Raw genomic sequence first — 20,036 nt, 5'->3', positions numbered from 1 at the left:
CCAGATCGCAGCAACAGCATTGACGTTCTGGTACTCCTTTCATGAGGTATGTGATGTCTATGTTGAGTTTCTTTTCGTCTAAGAAGAATGGTCTGGCTTCTGAAACGCTTGTTGCACTTGAAAAATCGCTGGCTGTAATCGAGTTTGAAACGGATGGTACGATCATTCGTGCAAACGATAATTTCCTGAGTTTGATGGGCTACAGCCTTTCGGAAATCACGGGAAAGCATCATCGTATCTTTGTGCCGGCCCAAATTCGTAACGCACCGGAATATGATTTGTTCTGGAAAGACCTGACAGCGGGCCAATTCAAAAGCCAAGCGTTCCCGCGTATCACCAAAAGCGGAAAGCAGGTTTGGATCGAGGCAACCTATAACCCTGTGTTTGACCGGAAGGGGAAGGTGGCAAAGATTGTCAAATTCGCATCTGATATTACCGCCCGTCAGGAAAAGCTTGCCGAGCTTGATGGCAAGGTGGATGCAATCGGCCGCAGTCAGGCGGTGATCGAATTTGACCTGGATGGGACAATTCGGGACGCGAACGACAATTTCCTGTCGGTGATGGGATATGAGCTTTCGGAAATTCAGGGCCGACATCACAGGATGTTTGTGGAGCCGGAATATGCAAGGGGTGCCGATTACGCGGATTTCTGGAAAGATTTGCGCGCAGGCAATTTTACATCACAACAGTTCAAACGCATCGCCAAGGGCGGACGCGTGGTGTGGATAGAAGCATCCTATAACCCGATCTTTGATGCCAACGGGGTGCCTTACAAGGTTGTCAAATTCGCAACCGATGTGACCGAACAGGTCAATCTTCTGATTGAACTGAAGGCGATGATCGATAACAATTTTTCTGAAATTGATCAAAGTCTGTACCAATTGGACGAGAAGTCGGTCTTTGCGGTTTCGGTTTCCAGTGAAACATCGGCAAACGTTCAGGCCGTTGCAGCAGGGTCCGAAGAATTGGCGGCCTCAATCGCGGAAATTTCGCGCAGTATGTCCGAGGCCAGAACATCCACCGATCGGGTTTTCGAAAAAACGGTTCTGGCTGGTCAATCAACCGACAAAATGACCGAAGTTGTTGCGGCAATGGGCAATATCGTTGAAGTGATCCAGAATATAGCCAGCCAGATCAATCTACTTGCGCTTAATGCGACAATAGAGTCCGCGCGTGCAGGTGAAGCCGGAAAAGGTTTTGCCGTTGTTGCGACCGAGGTCAAGAACCTTGCCAACCAGGCCGCCCGGGCAACCGAACAGATTTCCGGCGAGATCGGTGGGATTCAGGGCATCGCGGCCGAGGTTGTCGATGTGCTGGGATCTATCCGTACCGATGTAGAAACTGTTCTGAACAACGTGACGACAATTTCCTCGGCGGTGGAAGAACAGAGCGCCGTGACGCAGGAAGTTTCAGGCAACATGCAAAGCATGGCGACTTCGGTTGAAAGTTTTGCAGCGACCATTGAGGCGATCAAATCGTCAGCAACCAGTGTTGCTGGAACCGTTGGACGTACGCGTGAAGCAGCGATGGTGCTGGCACGCTAGGAACAACCGGAATACGGGGTGGGGGAAGGGCGGAGCCAACGGCTGCGCCCTTTTTTGTCTGGTTATGGCTTGCGTATCAGAAAAGGCGTCCACCATTGGGCACTTTGCGTTCCGGTGCGATCAGGACAATGCCTTTGTCGTCCTCGTCATCAGGGAAGCCGAGGCAGAGGAATTCGGACATGAAAGGGCCGACCTGTTTTTTGGGGAAGTTTACCACACCGGCAACCTGACGCCCGATCAGGCTTTCGGGCGTGTAATATTTGGTGATCTGAGCCGATGTCTTCCGGGTACCGATTTCCGGTCCGAAATCCACCCAGAGCTTTAAGGCCGGGCGGCGGGCTTCGGGGAATTCCTGGGCATCGACGACGGTCCCGACACGGATATCCACTTTCAGGAAGTCATCAAAACTGATCTCGCTCATAAATCTTTCTCCGATGAATTTGAGCCAGATTAGCGGGATCACAGTTTGCCGTTAAGGGCTTATCGACGCGTTTGGGCAGATCAGGAGTTTGGGCAAAAGCACAAATAAAAACGGCAGAGCCAGAAGGCTCTGCCGGTAAGTTGATAACGGGAAGTTATCAGCTAGATTATTTCGCAGTGGCGGTCTTTTCGATCGCCGACTTGAACTCGTCGAGAGATTCGGTAAAGCGGGTCTGCAGAAGAGCAAGAGCTTCTTCCTGGGACTTGCTTACCAGACCAGACAGTTCCTTGGCATTTGCGAGGGCTTCTTCGTAAGCGGCTTTCGCAGCTTCGGTCTGCTTTGCAGCAGCAGCCATCGGGTTGTCAGCAGGAGTAGCAGCGAAATCCTTGCCCTGGGTCTGAACTTTATCCAGCAGCGTTTTGAAAATTTCGCTCTGACGCTGAGCAACAGCCTGGAAACCGTCGAAGGCTACCTTGTTGGCTTTGGTCAGGGCTTCAACGTTTTTGCGCTGAAACGCCATCATCTCGTTCACGTCGACACCCGGAATCTTGAAATCCGCGGTGTATTTGGTGAAGTCGAGATCGAAGAACGGGTTGGTTGCCTTTTTTGCGGCGGTCATGGTTTGCACTCCATCAACAATTTGCAACAGGTGTGGAATGAGGCGCTATTGTGCGCCGCACAAATTCAACTGCAATATGAAGGATCGAACCGGTTTCGTCAAGGTTTATTTTGCAGTGCACAAAAACTTCATGGTTTTGGTTTTATCTGATGATGTAACCTTAGGTTACGGTGTGCGGTCTCTGTTTCAGATCAGATAGTTAGGGTGCTGTACTGTTATTTTCAGCCGACGGGGATGTCTGTTCGGCGTGATCGGCACGGCGACATTTTTGTGCAAACCGGTCACATTTTTTCTGAATTTTTCCGCAAGCCCGGCTTAGTCGGGAAATGCCGGTGCCAATGCGTTTGTCCCATTCACTGCCGCGTGCCAATGCTCGATCAAGGGCGGCCATGGTTGGTCCGAAATCGGCGGTTTCATCAACGAGCCATTGTTTGAAGCACCGGGCATAAATCGTTCCCATCCCGGCTACACGCAGGCTGCCATGCAGACCACCAGTGGTGAAGCCGCTGGCATCAAGCATCCAGCGCATCGAGCCGAAATGGGTCTTGATCGCACGCAGTGTGTCAGTCGGGCCGAGGTCACCGCCGCTGGCGACGATGGAGCGAAGTGCCGGGCGATAGGGTGCCAGCGCATCAAACCGCGCCATCATCACCGCGATCAGACGATCATGACCGGGCTCGTTGAAATCGGCGGGATCAAGATCGGCAAGAACGATCCGGTCGATCCTGCGCACGAACTGGCGCAGGATATCGGCCTTGCTTTTGAAATGATCAAACGCAACCCCGATATCGACACCTGCCGATTGCGCGATGTCGATCATGGTGACGTCATGCCAGCGTCCGGCTGCGGCCAAATCCATGGCTGCATCAATCAGTCTGGTTTGCGGGTCTTTCTTTGCCGGCATGATCGTCTCCTTGATTGTTTATGCTTATCCCGCCAGTTCGACGGAACGTTTCCGGGCGGCTTCAACCGCGCGGGTCATCAGGTCGGGCAGGCCGTTCTGCGCATCCATCAGTACCGAAAGAGCGGCGGCCGTGGTGCCGCCGGGGCTTGTGACATTTTCGCGCAGGGTGGATGCGGTTTCCTCGCTGGCATCCAGAAGGAAGCCTGCCCCGACAACCGTCTGGCGCGCGAGCATCATTGCCTGATCGGCAGGAAGACCGGCAGCCTCACCAGCCTGGGCCATGGCTTCGACCAGATGGAAGATATAGGCAGGCCCACTACCCGAAAGGGCTGTGACCGCATCCATCAGGCTTTCATCACTTACCCACGAAACCATGCCGACGGTGGCCAGAAGCGTTTCGCACATGTCGCGTTGTGCCTGGCTGACATTGTCGGTCGGGCACATTACGGTCATGCCACGCGATACGGCAGCCGGGGTATTGGGCATGGCGCGAACGATGCGCGCAGTCTCGCCCAGGTGACCGGCAAAGAAGTCGATGGTTTTGCCAGCGGCAACCGACAGGAAGACCGTTTCGGCACGAACCAGCGGTTTGTAACCGTCGATCACATCGGGCAGGACCTGCGGCTTGACCGCAAACAGGATCACCTGCGGGATGAAATCCTGCGGGACTTCGGTGACATCGGTAATGCCATGAACGCCATAGCGGGTTGACAGTTTTTCGGCGGCTTCGGCCTGTTCTACAATATAGACATTGTCCGATTTAAGCCCTTTGGCCAACCAGCCTTCCAGCATGGCACTGCCCATTTTGCCACAGCCGACCAGCAATAGACGCGTATTCATCAAATCTGCTCCGATTTTTCCATCCCTGACTGCCGAACATGTGTGGATCAGCAATCGCAATGCAATGCCGTAGCGATGTTCTCAAGGTGGGTCAAGTCGGTGACAGGGGCAAGGGGAGTGACAAAATTCACAGAATCCGGCCGTCAAATATCGTGACGCGGGGTGTTTTTCCAAGAGAAGTAACCGACACGGGATTTTGTGTTGTTCAGGGGATTATTCCGTCACACCTGCCGGGATTTATATCGAATCAGACATTGGGTGGGATGCGCAAAAAAAATTAACGCCAGCAGCAAAAAGGGCCGAAGCGATGCCGACCCTTTGAAAAAATTCGTGGCGGATAAACCCGTCTATGCCTGACCAACAGGTTCCAGCATGGAATGGGTCAATGCCTCGTCCGGGGTTTTACCCTGACCCAGAACGAAGTTGAAGGCCGGGAAAAAGCGTTCGCATTCGGAAACGGCGATATCAATCAGTTCTTCGAACTGTTCGACCATCGGTGGTACATCGCCGCCGAACAAAAGCGTATGGCGGAACAGCGGCATGTTTTCATCCAGCCACAATCCGAAATGGCCGAGCCAAAGCTGTTCATTGCACTTTGCCAGCAATTCATAGATGCGCGGACGGAGTGGTTCGGGCACGAACAGATCATAGCAGCAGGCAATGTGAAGCGCTTCGGCATCTTCGCGCCAGGTGAAATAGACCAGATACGTGCACCAATGTGCCGGGATCTCGACAACGACTTCATCGTCGCTGCGACGTTCCACGTGCCAGTCATTCGTGCGGGCGATATCTTCGACAAGCAGCAACGGGTTTTCGTCGCTAAGGTCGCCGATATCTTCCAGATGGTCGTTCATATAAATTTGCCAGTCTCTGCATATGCGAAAGGGCGCGCACTATATGCCGGTGCCCGCCGCGTTTCAACCGCCCCGCGACGCAGGACAGAAATGAATTTCATGTGATCGGCAATCCGCGGTTCCCGGCCGACCTTTCCGCGACCCTGTTATGAACGGCTTTCCTTGCCTGTATGTGGGGATGATTTCCCGGTTATGCGTCTTTTTTTGCAGCCGGTTTTCTGCTGGCGCGTTTGGGAGCCGTTTTTGCCACCGGTTTCTCGGCCTTTGCCAGACGTTGTTCAAGTTCGGCAATTCTGGCTTCGAGGCCGTCAATACGTTCGGCAGCACGGATCGCGACATCGTGCACGACGTCAAATTCTTCGCGTGTAACCATATCCATACCGGCCAGAATCTTTTCAAACTGCTGACGGACAAGTGCATCGATCTCGCCCTTCATGCCGGTCATGGTACCCAATGCGGAATTGGTGACACGGGTCAGGTCGTCAAGAATACGGTTATTGATCTGCATCTTTGTCTCCGTCTTTCGGGCAATATCGGCTGTTACGGCATATCCGCAAAACATGCGCATAATATGGGTGTTAGGGTTATCAAGGCAAGTTGATCGTCGATCCGCCGGATATAGAGGAAAAACAAACAGCTTTTCTTGCTCCAGATCAGGGCGGGGCCTATAAAGTTGTCAGTTTTTACAATCGACTGCCCAAAAGGCTGCATAAGACAAGGCGCCGCGAGGAGAATGCAATGCTGATCGTAACCGGAGGAGCCGGATTTATCGGGTCCAATATCGTGGCGGCCCTTGAAGAACGCGGCGAAACCGACATTGTGGTTGTTGATCGCCTGCGTGATGGGATCAAATGGAAAAATATCGCCAAGCGTAATCTGCGCGATATCGTGCATCCCGATGATCTTCCGGCGTTCCTTGAAGCGCATAATAACGACGTTGATGCGATTTTCCACATGGGCGCGATTTCGGCCACAACCGAACGCGACGCGGACAAGATCGTACAGAACAATTACAAGCTGACGACATGGCTTTGGGAATGGTGCGCACGGCATTCGTCACGTTTGATCTATGCGTCGTCGGCGGCGACCTATGGCGATGGCAAGCAGGGCTTTGACGACAGTTTCGATCAGGCCGATCTGGCAAAACTGGCACCGCTTAATGCCTATGGCTGGTCAAAACATGCAACCGATCGCCGGTTTCGGACCATCCTTGATCAGAACGGTTTCCGACCGAAACAGTGGGCCGGGCTTAAATTCTTTAACGTCTATGGCCCGAACGAATATCACAAGGGCGGCATGCGGTCGGTCGTGTCACAGATGTTTGACAAGCTTTCGGCAGGTGAAACCGCAACTCTTTTCAAATCGCACCATCCCGATTACGAGGATGGCGGGCAGCTTCGCGATTTTGTCTGGGTCGGGGATGTTGTCGACATCATCATGTGGCTTTACGACAATCCGCAGGTCAGCGACCTGTTCAATGTTGGCACTGGCAAGGCGCGTAGCTTCAAGGATCTGGCGCTTTCGGTGTTTAGCGCGATCGGCAAGGAACCCGATATCCAGTACGTGCCAACTCCCGAAAGCATCCGCGACAAATACCAGTATTTCACCGAGGCCAATATGGCCAAGCTGCGCGCGCGCGGATACGGCGCGAACATGACCCCGCTTGAAGAAGGGGTGCGTCAATATATTCAGGATTACCTCGCGACCGAGGACCCGTTCCGTTAAGCCGATGCGGGGTGGGGACGGCTTGCCATGTTCCTGCCCTGATCGTTTGCGACCAGTCGGTAAATAAACACACATACGTCACGGAGTTTCCCCTGATGCTAAGCCTAGCCTTTCCGGCGATTGATCCGATCGCGATCTCTATCGGTCCGATTGCAATCCGCTGGTATGCCCTTGCCTATATTGCCGGGTTGCTGCTTGGCTGGCGTTATGTCGTCTATTACTGCACCAAGACGCCCAATATCATGAGCAAACGCGACATCGATGATTTGCTTTTCTGGGCGACGCTTGGCGTCATTCTTGGCGGACGGCTGGGATATATCCTGTTTTACAATCTGGAATATTACATTGAAAACCCGGCCAATATCCTGAAGGTATGGCAGGGTGGCATGGCGTTCCATGGCGGGTTCATGGGCGTGATCGTTGCGATCATCCTGTTTGCGCGTAAACGCGGTATTTCCATTCTGGCGGTGCTGGATGCGGCGGCGGTGGCAACCCCGATCGGGCTGTTTTTCGGGCGGATCGCCAATTTCATCAATGGCGAGCTGTTTGGCCGTGTAACCGATTCCCCGCTTGGCATGGTGTTCCCGCATGGCGGGCCGGAACCACGCCACCCCAGCCAGCTTTACGAGGCAGCGCTTGAAGGTCTGATCCTGTTTATCGTCCTGTTCGCTCTGTCGCGTAGCGCCTATGTCCGCCATCGTCCGGGGATACTTGGCGGAACGTTCGTCGCCGGTTATGGCATTTCGCGCATCATAGTAGAGTTTTTCCGTCAACCAGATGCACAGCTTGGTTTCCTGACATTCGGGGCAACCATGGGGCAGTTGTTGTCGATCCCGATGGTTCTTGTCGGGGTGGGTGGCATTATCTATGCGATGCAAGCCGCACCGATTGAAACGCGGAAACTTCCGAAAGACGATCAGGCAAAAGACGGACAGAAGGCGTGACCGGGAGTTCCGACAAACCATTGCTCGACCATTTGAAACGGCGGATCGCGCTTGACGGGCCGATCACGATTGCCGATTTCATGAACGAGGCGTTGGCCCATCCCGAGCACGGCTATTACCGTAAACAGGACCCGTTCGGACGCAAGGGCGATTTCATTACCGCACCCGAAATCAGCCAGATGTTTGGCGAACTTATAGGGCTGTGGGCGGCGGTAACGTGGCAGCAGATGGGAAGCCCGCGCAAGGTCAACCTTGTGGAACTGGGACCGGGGCGTGGCACATTGATGGCCGATGCCCTGCGCGCGGTGCGTAATGTCCCGGGGCTTTCCGATGCCCTGACAGTGCGGTTTGTCGAGACCAGCCCGGTCCTTAGAACCCATCAGCAAACCGCGATCATGCCCTATGGTATTCCCGCAACCTGGCACGAGGCATTTGACGATATTCCGGTCAGTGGCAATGCGCCGATGATTGTGATCGGCAACGAATTTTTCGATGCCCTGCCGGTCCGCCAGTTTGAACGCGCAAGCCATGGCTGGTCCGAACGGCTGGTTGGGGTGGATGCCAATACCGGTGAACTTGGATTCGTGCGCGGGGCGGAAACGCCGGTGACGGATGCGCTGGTTCCGGCGATCTTGCGCGGAACCGCAAAGCCCGGCGATATTTTCGAAAGCTGCCCGGCGGCCATTGCGATTGCCGATCAGGTCGCGCGCCGTCTGAACGAGGTTGGCGGGGCGGCATTGTTTATCGATTACGGCCATCCACATAGCGCGTTTGGCGACACTTTGCAGGCGCTTAAGGACCATAAATATCATCCGGTTCTCGAACAGCCCGGTGATGCGGACCTGACTGCGCATGTCGATTTTGCTGCTATCGGACGGGCGATGCTTGAGGCAGATGCACGGATCGGGGCGGTTCTGACCCAGGGTACGTTCCTTAGGATGCTAGGCATTGAACAGCGTGCCGAACTTTTGAAAGAGAATGCCGATGACGTGCAGGCGAGGTCGATTGACGCGGCCCTTGCGCGCCTGATTGATGCCGATCAAATGGGAACACTTTTTAAAGTGCTGATCGGATATGGTCGCGAAACTGCACCGCCGCCCTGTGTCAGCGGCGCCGAAGGATAACGGAGTTTTCGATGTCCAGCCAGACGACCCGTGGAATTGAACGCAATGAGGATGGCCTGATGTGGATTGAGGCCGAAAGCCTGCAGAATAAAGATGGCCTGCGTCATGGTTTCCTGACTCGCAAGGGCGGGGTGAGTGACGGCATTCATAGCGGACTAAATGTCGGTTTCGGATCCGATGACAGCCGCGAACGGGTTGCGGAAAATCGCGCACGTGCAGCAAAGGCATTCGGTACGAAGGCCGACCGTCTAACCACAGTTTATCAAGTGCACGGGATTGATGTCGCGGTGCTGAAACGCCCGCTTGATCGCGAAGAAGCGCCCAAGGCCGACGCGATGGTAACCGACCGGCCCGATGTGATGTTGGGTATCCTGACTGCCGACTGCACACCCGTTTTGTTTCATGATGCAAAGGCCGGTGTGATCGGGGCGTGCCATTCGGGATGGCGCGGGTCGTTTGCCGGGATATCCGAGGCAACAGTCACTGCCATGGAAAAACTTGGTGCGTCGCGTGACAATATATCGGCTGTGGTTGGGCCGTGCATTGCCCGACCGTCCTACGAAGTCGATGCCAAGTTCCGCGATACGATCCTGTCGGGACCAGCCGGGGACGAGGATATTTTTGATCCGTCAGTACGCGATGGTCATTTCATGTTCGATCTGCCGGAATATGTGCGTCGCCGGACCATGGCGACCCGCATTGAAGCAGTCGAACTGGTGGCACGCGATACCCTTGCCGAAGAAGAATTGTTTTACAGCTATCGCCGTACGACGCTTCGCGGCGAACCCGATTACGGACGGCAGTTATCAGCGATCATGCTGACCGGTTCGTGATCCCGGGATTGCGAGGAAACATGCTATGCCCCATTTGATCATGCTGTTCTTCTTTATGATCATTGCAGCCATGGTCGGCTGCGTTTTGATGTGACGCGGTGAATTTGAATAGATGATTTCTGCAATCCGGATTTTGCCCCTTGTCATGATGCTTGTTGTGCCGCTTGCGGCTTGCGGTGATTTGCCGCGTCCGTTCGAGGGGGCCGGGCGGGAGGGCGATCCAGCCCTGCTTGAGCTGCGCGATACCAATACGGTCCGGGTCGAGATTGGCGACGACCTGCCTGAAGGGGCATCTGTGCATTTGACGCGTGCCATGGCGCGCGCGCTTCGTAATCTTGATATCCCGGCCTATAGCGACAGCCAGATCGGCGGCGATTTCATTCTGCGGCCCAATGTCGAATCCCGCCTTGCCGAAGGGGATGCGGCCTATATCGATGTCACGTGGGTTTTGATGAATCCGGAAGGATTGGCGATTGATACCGCGCGCGGTGCCGGTGAATTGCAGTCCGACTACTGGTTCGCACAAGTTCCGAACGGACCCGAAGAAACCAACCTTGCCGTGCCCAAGGAGCTTGTCGACAAGGTCCGCGACCTTAAGGGGGAAAAGGTTGATCCGGCAGAAAAAGCCTATGATGAACTGGTGGCCAAACCGGCTGAGCGGATCGCGTTTCTGATTTCAGGCGATCGTTCCCAGCTTGCCGGGGCGCCGGTGGTCAAGATCGCGCTTGTTGATTTTGCCGGGGCACCGGGCGACGGTAACGAGGCACTGGCAAGGTCGGCGGGGGCTCTGTTGCGGGCCAAGGGGATCGAGGTTGACGATGCGATTGACGACAGATCAATCATATTGTCGGCGACCATTTCGGTTAAACCGGTGGAACGCAAAACCACCACACCGCTTGATCAGGTTCAGATCGACTGGGTGATCATGGATCCGGATGGTACCGAATTGGGCCAGATGGCGCAAAACAATGTCGTGCCGCGTGGCCGGCTTGATGAACGCTGGGGATCGGTGGCATCGATTGCGGCACAGGCGGCCGTCGATGCGCTTGAAGGTGCGCTTAATCAGGTGGCCCGAAAAAAGGGCATGATCCTTAAATCCGATAAAAAGACGGTATCGTCGCGCTGATGGCGGGTTTATCGTTCTGAATTGCGTCAATCTGCATGACTGCCTTGTCGATATTCGGTACCGCGACCATTTACAGACTGTTAACGGCTGGTTATAACACCGCCGCGGTTCACTGATATGTGGACTTGCTAATTATTGGTCTTTGAGTGTCGTGGATATGTCGTTGGACCGGAAGGCGAAAGCGCCGAATTTTATGGTCAGGTGGACGACAGGAAAGACGTGACGGGATCTGTTACCGGCAAGTTTGCATCCGGCCTGTACCGTACAGGACATTAGATTTATTCACTTTCCCGGCACCCATTAACCGAGGCCCCGCCATGAAGATCCTCGCTTGTAACAGCAACCGCCCGCTGTCTGAGGCCATTGCTGATCACTTGAACCTGCCGCTGACCCGTGCAGATCTCAAGCGATTCTCCGATCAGGAAATCTGGTGTGAAATACAGGAAAACGTCCGCGGTGAGGACGTTTTTGTCATTCAGAGCACCTCTTTCCCTGCAAACGACCATCTGATGGAACTTCTTGTGGTTCTTGATGCACTGCGCCGTGGTTCGGCCCGTCGTATCACTGCCGTTCTTCCGTATTTCGGTTATGCGCGCCAGGATCGTAAATCGGGTCCCCGTACCCCGATTTCGGCCAAACTGGTTGCCAACCTGATCACGGTTGCCGGTGCAGACCGCGTTCTGACCATGGACCTTCATGCCGGTCAGATTCAGGGCTTCTTCGATATTCCGCTCGATAACCTGTTTGCGTCCCCGGTACTGACCAGCGACATCCGCAACAAGTTCGAAGGCCAGAAACTGGTGATCGTCAGCCCTGACGTCGGTGGTGTGGCACGTGCGCGTTCCGTTGCAAAACGTCTGGATGCGGAACTGGCGATCATCGACAAACGTCGCCCGCAGGCCGGTGTGTCGGAAGTCATGCATGTTATCGGTGACGTCAAGGATGCTGCCTGCATTCTGGTTGACGACATCGTTGATTCGGCAGGTACCCTTTGCAATGCCGCGACCGCCCTTAAAGAGCGCGGTGCGGCATCGGTTGCGGCCTATGTTTCGCATGGCGTTCTGTCGGGCCCGGCTGTTGAACGTATCGCCAATTCGCCGATGACCGAGGTTGTGACGACGGACTCGATCAAGGCGTCTGAAGCGGTACGTGGCTGCTCGAAAATTCGTCAGCTTCCGATTGCGCCTTTGATGGCCGAAGCCATTCGTCGAATTTCGGAAGAAAAATCTGTTTCCGTTCTTTTCGATTGAGGGTATAAGGCGCTGCTGCGCTGGCACCCCTGGAGGCCAGCGCGTTTGCTTTCGTGGGTTTTCACCGGTGATTTGCACCAGCCCACGGTCGCAATATGTTTTTAGTTCAAGGAGATTTTCCGATGGCAAACACTGTTATCACTGCGGAAATCCGTGAACGGGCCGGAAAGGGGGCCGCCCGTGCCGTGCGTCGTGCCGGTATGGTCCCTGGTGTCATTTACGGAGCAAAACAGGAACCTGTTCTGTTCCAGATTGACCCGCGTCCGCTCAACAAACTTCTGCACAAGCAGGGTTTCTTCTCGCACATTCTTGATGTCAAGATTGGCAAAGAAACCTACGAAGTCCTGCCACGCGACGTACAGTTCGACAAAGTGACGGATGCGCCGATCCATGTCGACTTCCTGCGTTTCGCAAAAGGTCAGACCATGACCGTTGAAGTCCCGGTTCGCTTCGTTAACGAAGAGAAATCCCCGGGGCTGAAAAAAGGCGGCGTTCTGAACATCGTTCGTCACGATGTCGAAGTCGAATGTGCACCGAGTGCCATTCCGGAAGAACTCGTCTTCGATCTGACTGGTGTCGAAGTTGGCGACTCGATTCACATTTCGGCGATCAAACTGCCGAAAGGTGTCGAACTCACCATTACCGACCGTGACTTCACGGTTGCGACTGTTGCTGCTCCGTCTGCGCTGAAATCGGAAGAAAATGCCGAAAGCGACGACGAAGAAGAAGCGACCGAAGAATAAGATCGAGGTCTACGATGTTACTGGTGATTGGATTGGGGAACCCGGGTTCGGGATATGCCGCCAATCGCCACAATATCGGCTTTATGGCGGCGGACGAACTCGTCCGCCGTCATTCTTTTGGCCCCTGGCGCAAGAAATTTCAGGGGCAATTGTCCGAAGGTGAAGTGAACGGTCAAAAAGTTCTGGTGTTAAAGCCCGAAACTTTCATGAACCTTTCAGGGCAAAGTGTTGGCGAAGTCCTGCGTTTTTACAAAATTCCGATCGAAGACGTTATTGTCCTGCATGACGAGCTGGATCTTCCACCGGGCAAGCTGCGCGTCAAACGCGGCGGCGGCCATGGCGGGCATAACGGATTGCGATCCATCGATGCCCATTGTGGCAAGGAATATCGCCGTGTGCGGCTTGGCATTGGCCATCCCGGAGAAAAGGAACGTGTTCACGGGCATGTTCTGGGCGATTTTTCCAAGGCCGAACAGAACGGCTGGCTTATGGCGCTGCTGGATGGTGTCGCGCTTGAATTCCCGCGTCTCGTCAAGGGGGACGACGGCGGCTTTATGAGCAAGGTTTCGCACATTGTCTCGCCGCCAAAACCCAAGGCCGAGAAAAAGCCGAAACCGGCTGCAGCGGGTGAACAATTGGCCGACGCTGTAAAAGAAGGCGACGGCAAGATCGAAGATAAAGGTGCGTCTGACGCGCCGGAGGTCGAAGGCAAACCCGACACCCCGGTCAGCAATGCCGCAACTGCCATGGCGCAGGCACTGGCACGCGCCTTTAACAAAAAAAAATAGCATCGGGATCGGGGCCAGCCCCATCCTGTTTCAGACACATTAGAAGTGACGGAGCCCGGAAAAGATGGGATTCAAATGCGGTATTGTCGGTCTGCCCAACGTTGGTAAATCGACCCTGTTTAACGCCCTGACACAGACGGCCGCTGCCGAGGCAGCGAACTTCCCGTTCTGTACCATCGAACCGAACACCGGTCGGGTCAGCGTCCCTGATGAACGCCTTGACAAGATTGCAGCCATCGGCAAGTCGGCGACCATCATCCCGACCCAGCTTGAATTCGTTGATATCGCGGGTCTGGTGCGCGGTGCGTCGAAGGGCGAGGGGCTTGGCAACCAGTTCCTGGCCAATATCCGCGAAACCGATGCGATCGTGCATGTTCTGCGGTGCTTCGAAGACGGCGACATCACTCATGTGGAAGGTTCGGTCGATCCTGTACGCGATGCGGAAACCATCGAAACCGAATTGATGCTGGCCGATATGGACAGCCTTGAAAAGCGCGTTACCGGCCTTCAGAAACGTGCCAAGGGTGGTGATAAAGACGCCAAGCTGTCGCTGGAACTGATCGAACGTACGCTTGAAGCCCTGCGCGAAGGCAAGCCAGCCCGTGTTGTTGAAATCAACAACGAAGACGAAGCCAAGGCGTTTCGCATGTTGCAGCTTCTGACCAGCAAGCCGGTCCTTTATGCTTGCAACGTGGATGAAGACAGTGCGGCCGATGGCAATGCGCTTTCGGCCAAGGTTGCCGAAATGGCCGCTTCTCAGGGTGCGCGTTCGGTCGTGATTTCAGCCGCGATTGAGTCCGAAGTTGCCCTTCTCGATAGTGCCGAAGACAAGAAAGAATTCCTTGAAGGCCTTGGTCTTGAAGAAACCGGTCTGACGCGTGTTATTCGCGAAGGCTACAAGCTGCTGAATCTTTTGACCTTCTTCACCGTTGGCCCGAAAGAGGCACGCGCATGGACGGTTCATTCTGGCGCAACCGCCCCGAACGCGGCTGGCGTGATCCATACCGATTTTGAACGTGGTTTCATCAAGGCCGAAACCATTGCCTATGACGATTTCATCGCATTTAACGGTGAAGCCGGTGCGCGTGATAACGGTAAGCTGCGTCAGGAAGGCAAGACCTACATCGTCAAGGACGGTGACATCTTCCACTTTAAATTCAACGTCTAAGCCGTTTTACGGCATTATACGACGATTGGGAAATACCCCGAAGGCCATCGCGGAAATGCGGTGGCCTTTTGTCATGTTGTTTTGCCTTTTAGGGTCTCGGGGCTTGTCAAAACGGTTCTAAACCGCCAACATTTCGCTGTCGCAGCAACGAGGTCGGTATGAATGAATTAAGTCCCGTGAAACGCGTTTTGATGGTTTTCAACTCTGCCACCGGTCAGCCCGGTCGGGTGGGGGCCGTTTTGCGGCGGTACGGGTATGAGTTCGATATTCGCCGTCCGGGTGAAGGCGACGCATTACCAACCGATATGGCGGGCTACCATCTGGCGATTGTCTTTGGTGGCCCGATGAGTGCCAATGATGATCATGAAGCCAATGTTGCCAGAATCATGGAATGGCTGCCCCATGTCGTGAACAGCAATGTGATGTATCTGGGCATTTGCCTTGGTGCGCAATTGATGGCGCGCCATCTGGGGGCTTCAGTTTCACCCCGTTCCGACGGAATGACTGAAATCGGTTATTACCCGGTTGAGGCAACCGAAGCCGGGCGTGACCTCTTCCCAAATGAAATGATGGTTTATCACTGGCACAGTGAAGGGTTCGAGCTTCCTGACGGGGCTGAACTAATGGCCCGCGGTTCGGTTTTCCCCAATCAGGCCTATCATATAGATAACCGCATCTGGGGCATTCAGTTCCATCCCGAAGTTGATGATGAAACGCATGAACGCTGGCTTGCGAAATCGGCGGAGAAGACGGAACGACCGAATGGTCAGAACCCTGATCAGCAACGTGCCGGGCGCGCGAAATATGACGCGGCATTTGGCGCGTGGTTTGAAAGCTTTGCGACGCGTGTGCTGATCGACGAGCGGGTTATTGTCGATTCAAGCCTTGGTGCATGCAGCGTTTAGGATGCGACCTTATGGTCGTCAGGCGTTCTGGGTTTCGCGTTCCTGTGCCTGTTCCTGCCACCAGGTGATGATTGAGGCCTCGTCAAAGGGCAGGGTTTGAGCATAGCCACCGTGGAAGCCCTGCCAGGCGGCGTCATATTCATCGCGAACACCGACCAGTACCGGAATTCCCAAATCCATCGCCTTTGATATCACATCGCGCAATCCGCGCCCGTCGGCTTCGCTGCGTCCAAACCGCCCGATGATCAGGATATCGGGGGTATGATCCAGATCGCCTTCAAGCTGTTCTGACAGGGTTGCCAATGCATCGCTATCAAGCTTGCAGCCACGCGCCATTGAACCGCGATTTTTGGTAATCGGCATTTCATGACCGGTGCCAAGATTGCGGACATAAACCAGAGTCCCGCAATCACGGTCAGCACGGCGTTTCTGCACATAACCCGCGACGCGTTGCCCCTTGGCAACGACGTGATTTGCCAAACGATCCAGCAGATCGTCGATACCGTCTTTGGGAAGAAAGGGGATACCAGCCAGCATGGATTTATCCCCGGTCGCCATTTTGCGAAATTTCGGTACTACCAAGTATCGTCAACGTCATCGTGCGTCCTTCGCGCGGATTTCGGCGTGATCGCCACAGGAGTACGATCACGCCGGAAAATCGGTTACTGCCACTCGGGAACACCCGACATGTCAGGCAGATGATGCGCGATCCCTTTGTGACAGTCGATACATGTCTTTTCGCCGGTGAACAAAAAATTCTCGTGCGCTTCGACGGCACGGGGGCTTTGGCGGGTGATGTCCATCGATTCAGCAGAATGGCAGTTACGGCATTCCAGCGAATTGTTGGCTTTCAGCCGGGCCCATTCGTGCTGGGCCAGTTCAAGACGCTTTTCAACAAACTTGTCGCGTGTGCTGATGGTGCCGAAAATCTTGCCCCAGACTTCCTTGGATGCCTGCATCTTGCGGGCAATCTTGTCAGTCCATTCATGTGGAACATGACAATCCGGACAGGTGGCGCGCACACCGGACCGGTTGGAATAGTGGATGGTTGATTTAAGTTCGGCAAAAACGTTGTCCCGCATTTCATGACATGAAATGCAGAACTTTTCGGTATTTGTTGCTTCGAGTGCGGTGTTGAACCCGCCCCAGAAGATAACACCGGCAACGAAGCCGCCCAGCGTCAAAAAGGCGAGGCTGAAATGCACGCTTGGTGAATTCAGGACCTTCCAGTAGCGTTTCAGAAGATCGAACATTGGCAATCTCCCTATTCCGCGATCCGCGTGCTGTTATTGGGCAGCAATGCATCAATATCGACAAAGCTGTTGCCGACCAGCGGCTCGACCTGACGTTGGGACACATGGCACTGCGTGCAGAAATAGCGCCGCGGGCTGACCGCGGCCAAAAACTGACCGTCCCGATCCATGAAATGGGTGATCGAAACCATCGGTGCGCCGCTTTCGCCGGTGCGCGACCGCGCATGGCATGACAGGCATTTATTGGCGTTTTTATCGATCTGATATCCTTCGATATCGTGCGGGATGGTTGGCGGCTGTTCGGGATAATTGCGCGGACGTTTCTGGTCCGTATCCTCGAAGTTGCTGATCCGTGGGGCCGCGCTTTCCTGATCGGGGGCGGTATTGCGCAGGGTGGTGATCGGTTCGGCGGCATATGCCGCGCCAGCAATTGCAATAATCGCCAGCGTCATGAGCCATTTCGGGGTCATTTTCATGGTTTCCTCCCTCACACCTTTTCCAGACGGACGGCGCATTTCTTGAAATCCGTCTGTTTGGACATCGGGTCGGTTGCATCCAGCGTGACCTTGTTGATCAACTGGCTGGCATCGAACCACGGGACAAAGATCAATCCGCGCGGTGGTTTGTTGCGGCCGCGTGTTTCAACACGAGTACGCATTTCGCCACGTCTTGAAATTATCCGGACCTCGTCACCGCGACGCATACCCATTTCGGCAGCGTCGTCGGGATGGAGGAAGCAAAGGGCATCGGGGAAGGCCCGATACAGTTCCGGCACGCGTTCAGTCATGGAACCGGAATGCCAGTGTTCCAGAACACGCCCGGTGCACAGCCAATAGGGATATTCTTCATCCGGGCTCTCGGCCGCGGGTTCATAAGGCAGGGCGAAGATGCGTGCCTTGCCATCCTTGTGGCCATAAAATTCGACACCGGCCCCCGGTGTGACATAGGGATCGTAGCCTTCGCGATACCGCCACAGGGTTTCCTTGCCGTCGACTACCGGCCAGCGCAGACCGCGAACCTCGTGATATCGATCGAACGGTGCAAGGTCGTGACCATGGCCGCGGCCAAAGGTTGCGTATTCCTCAAACAGGCCCTTCTGGACGTAGAAACCGAAATGCTTGGCTTCGGCGTTGTTATAGTCCGGTGCGGTATCCTCAAGCGGGAATTTGTTGACCTGTCCGTTCTGGAACAGCACGTCAAACATGGTTTTACCACGCAGTTCCGGTGCCTTGGCCAGAAGTTCTTCGGGCCAGACTTCCTCGATGGCGAAACGTTTGGAAAATTCCATCAATTGCCACAGATCGGATTTGGCTTCTCCCGGGGCATCGACAAGCTGATGCCACATATGCGTGCGGCGTTCGGCATTGCCATAACAGCCTTCTTTTTCGACCCACATGGCGGTGGGAAGGATCAGATCGGCGGCCTGACAGGTAACAGTCGGATAGACGTCTGAAACGGCAATGAAGTTTTCCGGGTTGCGGTATCCGGGCCAGCCTTCCTCGTTCATGTTGGCTGCGGCCTGCATGTTGTTATTGCACTGGACCCAGTAGGCGTTGAGCTTGCCGTCCTTGAGCATGCGGTTTTGCAGTACCGCATGATAGCCGACTTTGTCGGGAACTGTGCCTTCGGGCAGTTTCCAGATTTCTTCGGCGTGTTTGCGGTGTTCCGGATTGGTCACCACCAGATCGGCGGGCAGGCGATGGGAAAACGTGCCGACTTCGCGCGCCGTGCCGCAGGCCGACGGTTGCCCTGTCAGCGAGAAGGGCGAATTGCCCGGTTCGGCGATTTTACCGGTCAAAAGATGGATGTTGTAGCACAGATTGTTGGCCCAAACCCCACGGGTATGCTGGTTAAAGCCCATGGTCCAGAAAGACGTGACCTTGATTTTCGGATCGGCATAAAGTTCGGCCAGTGCTTCGAGGCGTTCCTTGGGAACGCCGGTCATTTCATGGACCTTATCAAGCGTGTATTCCGACACAAATTCGGCGAATTCGTCAAATGTCATGTCGGTCGAACCACCGGCATCGGATGCATTCTGGGCCGACTGTTCGCGCGGATCTTCGGGGCGCAGGCCATAACCGATATCGGTGTTGCCGCGGCGGAAGACCGTGTGTTTGTTGACAAAGTCGGTATTGACCCGGTCAGTCTGGATAATGTGATTGGCGATATAGTTCAGGATCGCCAGATCGGTCTGCGGTTTGAATACCATCGGGATGTCGGCAAGATCAAAGCAGCGATGCTCATAGGTCGACAGGACCGCGACTTTCACATGCGGTGCCGACAGGCGGCGATCGGTAACACGCGTCCAGAGGATCGGGTGCATTTCCGCCATGTTTGATCCCCAAAGCACAAAGGCATCGGCGGCTTCCATGTCGTCATAGCACCCCATCGGTTCGTCCATGCCAAATGTGCGCATGAAACCGACAACGGCGGACGCCATGCAATGACGTGCGTTAGGATCAAGGTTGTTGGACCGGAAACCGGCCTTCATCAGTTTGGAGGCGGCATAACCTTCCCAGACCGTCCATTGGCCAGACCCGAACATGCCAACAGAAGTCGGCCCCTTTGCCTTGAGTGCGGCCTTCCATTTTTCGGCCATAACGTCAAAAGCCTCGTCCCATGAGACGGGGGTAAAGTCGCCGTTCTTGTCATAGACGCCGTTCTTTTTACGTAGCAACGGCTGTGTCAGGCGGTCTTCGCCATACATGATCTTTGACAGGAAGTAACCTTTGACGCAGTTAAGACCACGGTTTACAGGCGACAGGACATCGCCATGGGTAGCAACCACGTGGTTGTCCTTGGTTGCGACCATGACCGAACAGCCCGTGCCGCAGAACCGGCAGGGGGCCTTTGACCATTTCAGTTGGGTGTGTTCCGCATCGGTGACCAGATTTTGCGCCGCTGCGGGCAGGCTGATGCCGGCGGCCGCGGCGGCAACTGCGGCGGCTTTTGCTTTCAGGGCATCGCGACGGGATATCTTTGCCTTGAACATTGT

At 54.9% G+C, this 20,036-nt stretch carries 21 protein-coding genes; 11 read left to right on the top strand and 10 right to left on the bottom strand.

Annotated features, from left to right (window positions below):
• The first annotated feature begins 53 nt into the window (after positions 1-53).
• Positions 54-1,544 carry a PAS domain-containing methyl-accepting chemotaxis protein gene (locus J7395_RS01865; RefSeq protein WP_209220354.1) on the top strand — a complete coding sequence of 497 codons (1,491 nt, stop codon included), beginning with the start codon at positions 54-56 and terminating at the stop codon, positions 1,542-1,544.
• 76 nt (positions 1,545-1,620) lie between these two features.
• On the opposite strand, the gene J7395_RS01860 is transcribed toward J7395_RS01865, so the two are convergent.
• The 6 genes from J7395_RS01860 to J7395_RS01835 form a co-directional block, all read right to left on the bottom strand.
• Positions 1,621-1,965 (bottom strand): tRNA-binding protein, encoded by a 345-nt coding sequence (locus J7395_RS01860; protein WP_114109664.1) that lies wholly within the window; start codon positions 1,963-1,965, stop codon positions 1,621-1,623.
• Between the two features lie 166 nt (positions 1,966-2,131).
• Complete coding sequence (gene phaP / locus J7395_RS01855) at positions 2,132-2,584, bottom strand: TIGR01841 family phasin (protein ID WP_062948051.1); 453 nt, start codon at positions 2,582-2,584, stop codon at positions 2,132-2,134.
• Between the two features lie 199 nt (positions 2,585-2,783).
• Positions 2,784-3,488 carry a TetR/AcrR family transcriptional regulator gene (locus J7395_RS01850; protein ID WP_209220353.1) on the bottom strand — a complete coding sequence of 235 codons (705 nt, stop codon included), beginning with the start codon at positions 3,486-3,488 and terminating at the stop codon, positions 2,784-2,786.
• Positions 3,489-3,512: 24 nt separating this feature from the next.
• Complete coding sequence (gene proC, locus J7395_RS01845) at positions 3,513-4,328, bottom strand: pyrroline-5-carboxylate reductase (RefSeq protein WP_209220352.1); 816 nt, start codon at positions 4,326-4,328, stop codon at positions 3,513-3,515.
• 347 nt (positions 4,329-4,675) lie between these two features.
• Positions 4,676-5,182 (bottom strand): YbjN domain-containing protein, encoded by a 507-nt coding sequence (locus J7395_RS01840; protein WP_209220351.1) that lies wholly within the window; start codon positions 5,180-5,182, stop codon positions 4,676-4,678.
• Positions 5,183-5,372: 190 nt separating this feature from the next.
• The gene (locus J7395_RS01835) at positions 5,373-5,690 is read right to left on the bottom strand and encodes an accessory factor UbiK family protein (protein WP_209220350.1); all 318 of its coding nucleotides are present in this window, start codon (positions 5,688-5,690) and stop codon (positions 5,373-5,375) included.
• Positions 5,691-5,920: 230 nt separating this feature from the next.
• Between J7395_RS01835 and rfaD the strand changes: the two genes are divergently transcribed.
• The 10 genes from rfaD (at position 5,921) to J7395_RS01785 (ending at position 15,788) form a co-directional block, all read left to right on the top strand.
• Complete coding sequence (gene rfaD / locus J7395_RS01830; protein WP_062948041.1) at positions 5,921-6,907, top strand: ADP-glyceromanno-heptose 6-epimerase; 987 nt, start codon at positions 5,921-5,923, stop codon at positions 6,905-6,907.
• Between the two features lie 92 nt (positions 6,908-6,999).
• Positions 7,000-7,851, top strand: a complete 852-nt coding sequence (gene lgt, locus J7395_RS01825; RefSeq protein ID WP_209220999.1) for a prolipoprotein diacylglyceryl transferase — start codon at positions 7,000-7,002, stop codon at positions 7,849-7,851.
• Positions 7,848-8,975, top strand: a complete 1,128-nt coding sequence (locus J7395_RS01820; protein WP_209220349.1) for a class I SAM-dependent methyltransferase — start codon at positions 7,848-7,850, stop codon at positions 8,973-8,975. The genes lgt and J7395_RS01820 overlap by 4 nt, the downstream gene beginning before the upstream one ends.
• 11 nt (positions 8,976-8,986) lie before the next feature.
• Positions 8,987-9,808: a peptidoglycan editing factor PgeF gene (gene pgeF, locus J7395_RS01815; RefSeq protein ID WP_209220348.1), complete on the top strand. Its 822-nt coding sequence runs from the start codon at positions 8,987-8,989 to the stop codon at positions 9,806-9,808.
• Between the two features lie 112 nt (positions 9,809-9,920).
• Positions 9,921-10,934, top strand: coding sequence for a hypothetical protein (locus tag J7395_RS01810; protein ID WP_209220347.1), 1,014 nt, complete (start codon positions 9,921-9,923; stop codon positions 10,932-10,934).
• Between the two features lie 317 nt (positions 10,935-11,251).
• Positions 11,252-12,184, top strand: a complete 933-nt coding sequence (locus J7395_RS01805; RefSeq protein ID WP_062948033.1) for a ribose-phosphate pyrophosphokinase — start codon at positions 11,252-11,254, stop codon at positions 12,182-12,184.
• A gap of 122 nt (positions 12,185-12,306) precedes the next feature.
• Positions 12,307-12,927 carry a 50S ribosomal protein L25/general stress protein Ctc gene (locus J7395_RS01800; RefSeq protein WP_062948031.1) on the top strand — a complete coding sequence of 207 codons (621 nt, stop codon included), beginning with the start codon at positions 12,307-12,309 and terminating at the stop codon, positions 12,925-12,927.
• Between the two features lie 14 nt (positions 12,928-12,941).
• Complete coding sequence (gene pth, locus J7395_RS01795; protein ID WP_062948029.1) at positions 12,942-13,715, top strand: aminoacyl-tRNA hydrolase; 774 nt, start codon at positions 12,942-12,944, stop codon at positions 13,713-13,715.
• Between the two features lie 64 nt (positions 13,716-13,779).
• Positions 13,780-14,883, top strand: a complete 1,104-nt coding sequence (gene ychF / locus J7395_RS01790) for a redox-regulated ATPase YchF (RefSeq protein WP_062948027.1) — start codon at positions 13,780-13,782, stop codon at positions 14,881-14,883.
• Between the two features lie 158 nt (positions 14,884-15,041).
• The gene (locus tag J7395_RS01785; protein ID WP_209220346.1) at positions 15,042-15,788 is read left to right on the top strand and encodes a GMP synthase; all 747 of its coding nucleotides are present in this window, start codon (positions 15,042-15,044) and stop codon (positions 15,786-15,788) included.
• An 18-nt stretch (positions 15,789-15,806) separates the two neighbouring features.
• On the opposite strand, the gene J7395_RS01780 is transcribed toward J7395_RS01785, so the two are convergent.
• The 4 genes from J7395_RS01780 to napA form a co-directional block, all read right to left on the bottom strand.
• Complete coding sequence (locus J7395_RS01780; RefSeq protein WP_209220345.1) at positions 15,807-16,325, bottom strand: DUF2478 domain-containing protein; 519 nt, start codon at positions 16,323-16,325, stop codon at positions 15,807-15,809.
• A gap of 125 nt (positions 16,326-16,450) precedes the next feature.
• On the bottom strand, positions 16,451-17,041 hold the full coding sequence (locus J7395_RS01775; RefSeq protein ID WP_209220344.1) for a cytochrome c3 family protein: 591 nt from the start codon (positions 17,039-17,041) through the stop codon (positions 16,451-16,453).
• Between the two features lie 11 nt (positions 17,042-17,052).
• Positions 17,053-17,517, bottom strand: coding sequence for a nitrate reductase cytochrome c-type subunit (locus J7395_RS01770; RefSeq protein WP_209220343.1), 465 nt, complete (start codon positions 17,515-17,517; stop codon positions 17,053-17,055).
• Between the two features lie 11 nt (positions 17,518-17,528).
• A complete protein-coding gene (gene napA / locus J7395_RS01765) occupies positions 17,529-20,033 on the bottom strand; it encodes a periplasmic nitrate reductase subunit alpha (protein ID WP_209220342.1) in 2,505 nt (834 codons plus the stop codon).
• Between the last annotated feature and the right edge of the window lie 3 nt (positions 20,034-20,036).

Source organism: Thalassospira sp. A3_1 (genome assembly GCF_017744215.1).
GTDB classification, from domain to species: domain Bacteria; phylum Pseudomonadota; class Alphaproteobacteria; order Rhodospirillales; family Thalassospiraceae; genus Thalassospira; species Thalassospira lucentensis_A.
Note: the sequence above shows the minus strand (reverse complement) of the source record. Positions and strands in the feature narration are given on the sequence as shown.

What these genes read in the sequence shown, in the direction of transcription:
- ychF (WP_062948027.1), top strand. Translation starts at nt 13,780, where the DNA reads ATGGGATTCAAATGCGGTATTGTCGGTCTGCCCAACGTTGGTAAATCG.
- J7395_RS01805 (WP_062948033.1), top strand. Translation starts at nt 11,252, where the DNA reads ATGAAGATCCTCGCTTGTAACAGCAACCGCCCGCTGTCTGAGGCCATT.
- phaP (WP_062948051.1), bottom strand. Translation starts at nt 2,584, where the DNA reads ATGACCGCCGCAAAAAAGGCAACCAACCCGTTCTTCGATCTCGACTTC.
- J7395_RS01835 (WP_209220350.1), bottom strand. Translation starts at nt 5,690, where the DNA reads ATGCAGATCAATAACCGTATTCTTGACGACCTGACCCGTGTCACCAAT.
- J7395_RS01865 (WP_209220354.1), top strand. Translation starts at nt 54, where the DNA reads ATGTCTATGTTGAGTTTCTTTTCGTCTAAGAAGAATGGTCTGGCTTCT.
- napA (WP_209220342.1), bottom strand. Translation starts at nt 20,033, where the DNA reads ATGTTCAAGGCAAAGATATCCCGTCGCGATGCCCTGAAAGCAAAAGCC.
- J7395_RS01780 (WP_209220345.1), bottom strand. Translation starts at nt 16,325, where the DNA reads ATGCTGGCTGGTATCCCCTTTCTTCCCAAAGACGGTATCGACGATCTG.
- J7395_RS01800 (WP_062948031.1), top strand. Translation starts at nt 12,307, where the DNA reads ATGGCAAACACTGTTATCACTGCGGAAATCCGTGAACGGGCCGGAAAG.
- J7395_RS01810 (WP_209220347.1), top strand. Translation starts at nt 9,921, where the DNA reads ATGATTTCTGCAATCCGGATTTTGCCCCTTGTCATGATGCTTGTTGTG.
- J7395_RS01785 (WP_209220346.1), top strand. Translation starts at nt 15,042, where the DNA reads ATGAATGAATTAAGTCCCGTGAAACGCGTTTTGATGGTTTTCAACTCT.
- J7395_RS01775 (WP_209220344.1), bottom strand. Translation starts at nt 17,041, where the DNA reads ATGTTCGATCTTCTGAAACGCTACTGGAAGGTCCTGAATTCACCAAGC.
- proC (WP_209220352.1), bottom strand. Translation starts at nt 4,328, where the DNA reads ATGAATACGCGTCTATTGCTGGTCGGCTGTGGCAAAATGGGCAGTGCC.
- rfaD (WP_062948041.1), top strand. Translation starts at nt 5,921, where the DNA reads ATGCTGATCGTAACCGGAGGAGCCGGATTTATCGGGTCCAATATCGTG.
- J7395_RS01770 (WP_209220343.1), bottom strand. Translation starts at nt 17,517, where the DNA reads ATGAAAATGACCCCGAAATGGCTCATGACGCTGGCGATTATTGCAATT.
- J7395_RS01860 (WP_114109664.1), bottom strand. Translation starts at nt 1,965, where the DNA reads ATGAGCGAGATCAGTTTTGATGACTTCCTGAAAGTGGATATCCGTGTC.
- J7395_RS01840 (WP_209220351.1), bottom strand. Translation starts at nt 5,182, where the DNA reads ATGAACGACCATCTGGAAGATATCGGCGACCTTAGCGACGAAAACCCG.
- pth (WP_062948029.1), top strand. Translation starts at nt 12,942, where the DNA reads ATGTTACTGGTGATTGGATTGGGGAACCCGGGTTCGGGATATGCCGCC.
- J7395_RS01850 (WP_209220353.1), bottom strand. Translation starts at nt 3,488, where the DNA reads ATGCCGGCAAAGAAAGACCCGCAAACCAGACTGATTGATGCAGCCATG.
- pgeF (WP_209220348.1), top strand. Translation starts at nt 8,987, where the DNA reads ATGTCCAGCCAGACGACCCGTGGAATTGAACGCAATGAGGATGGCCTG.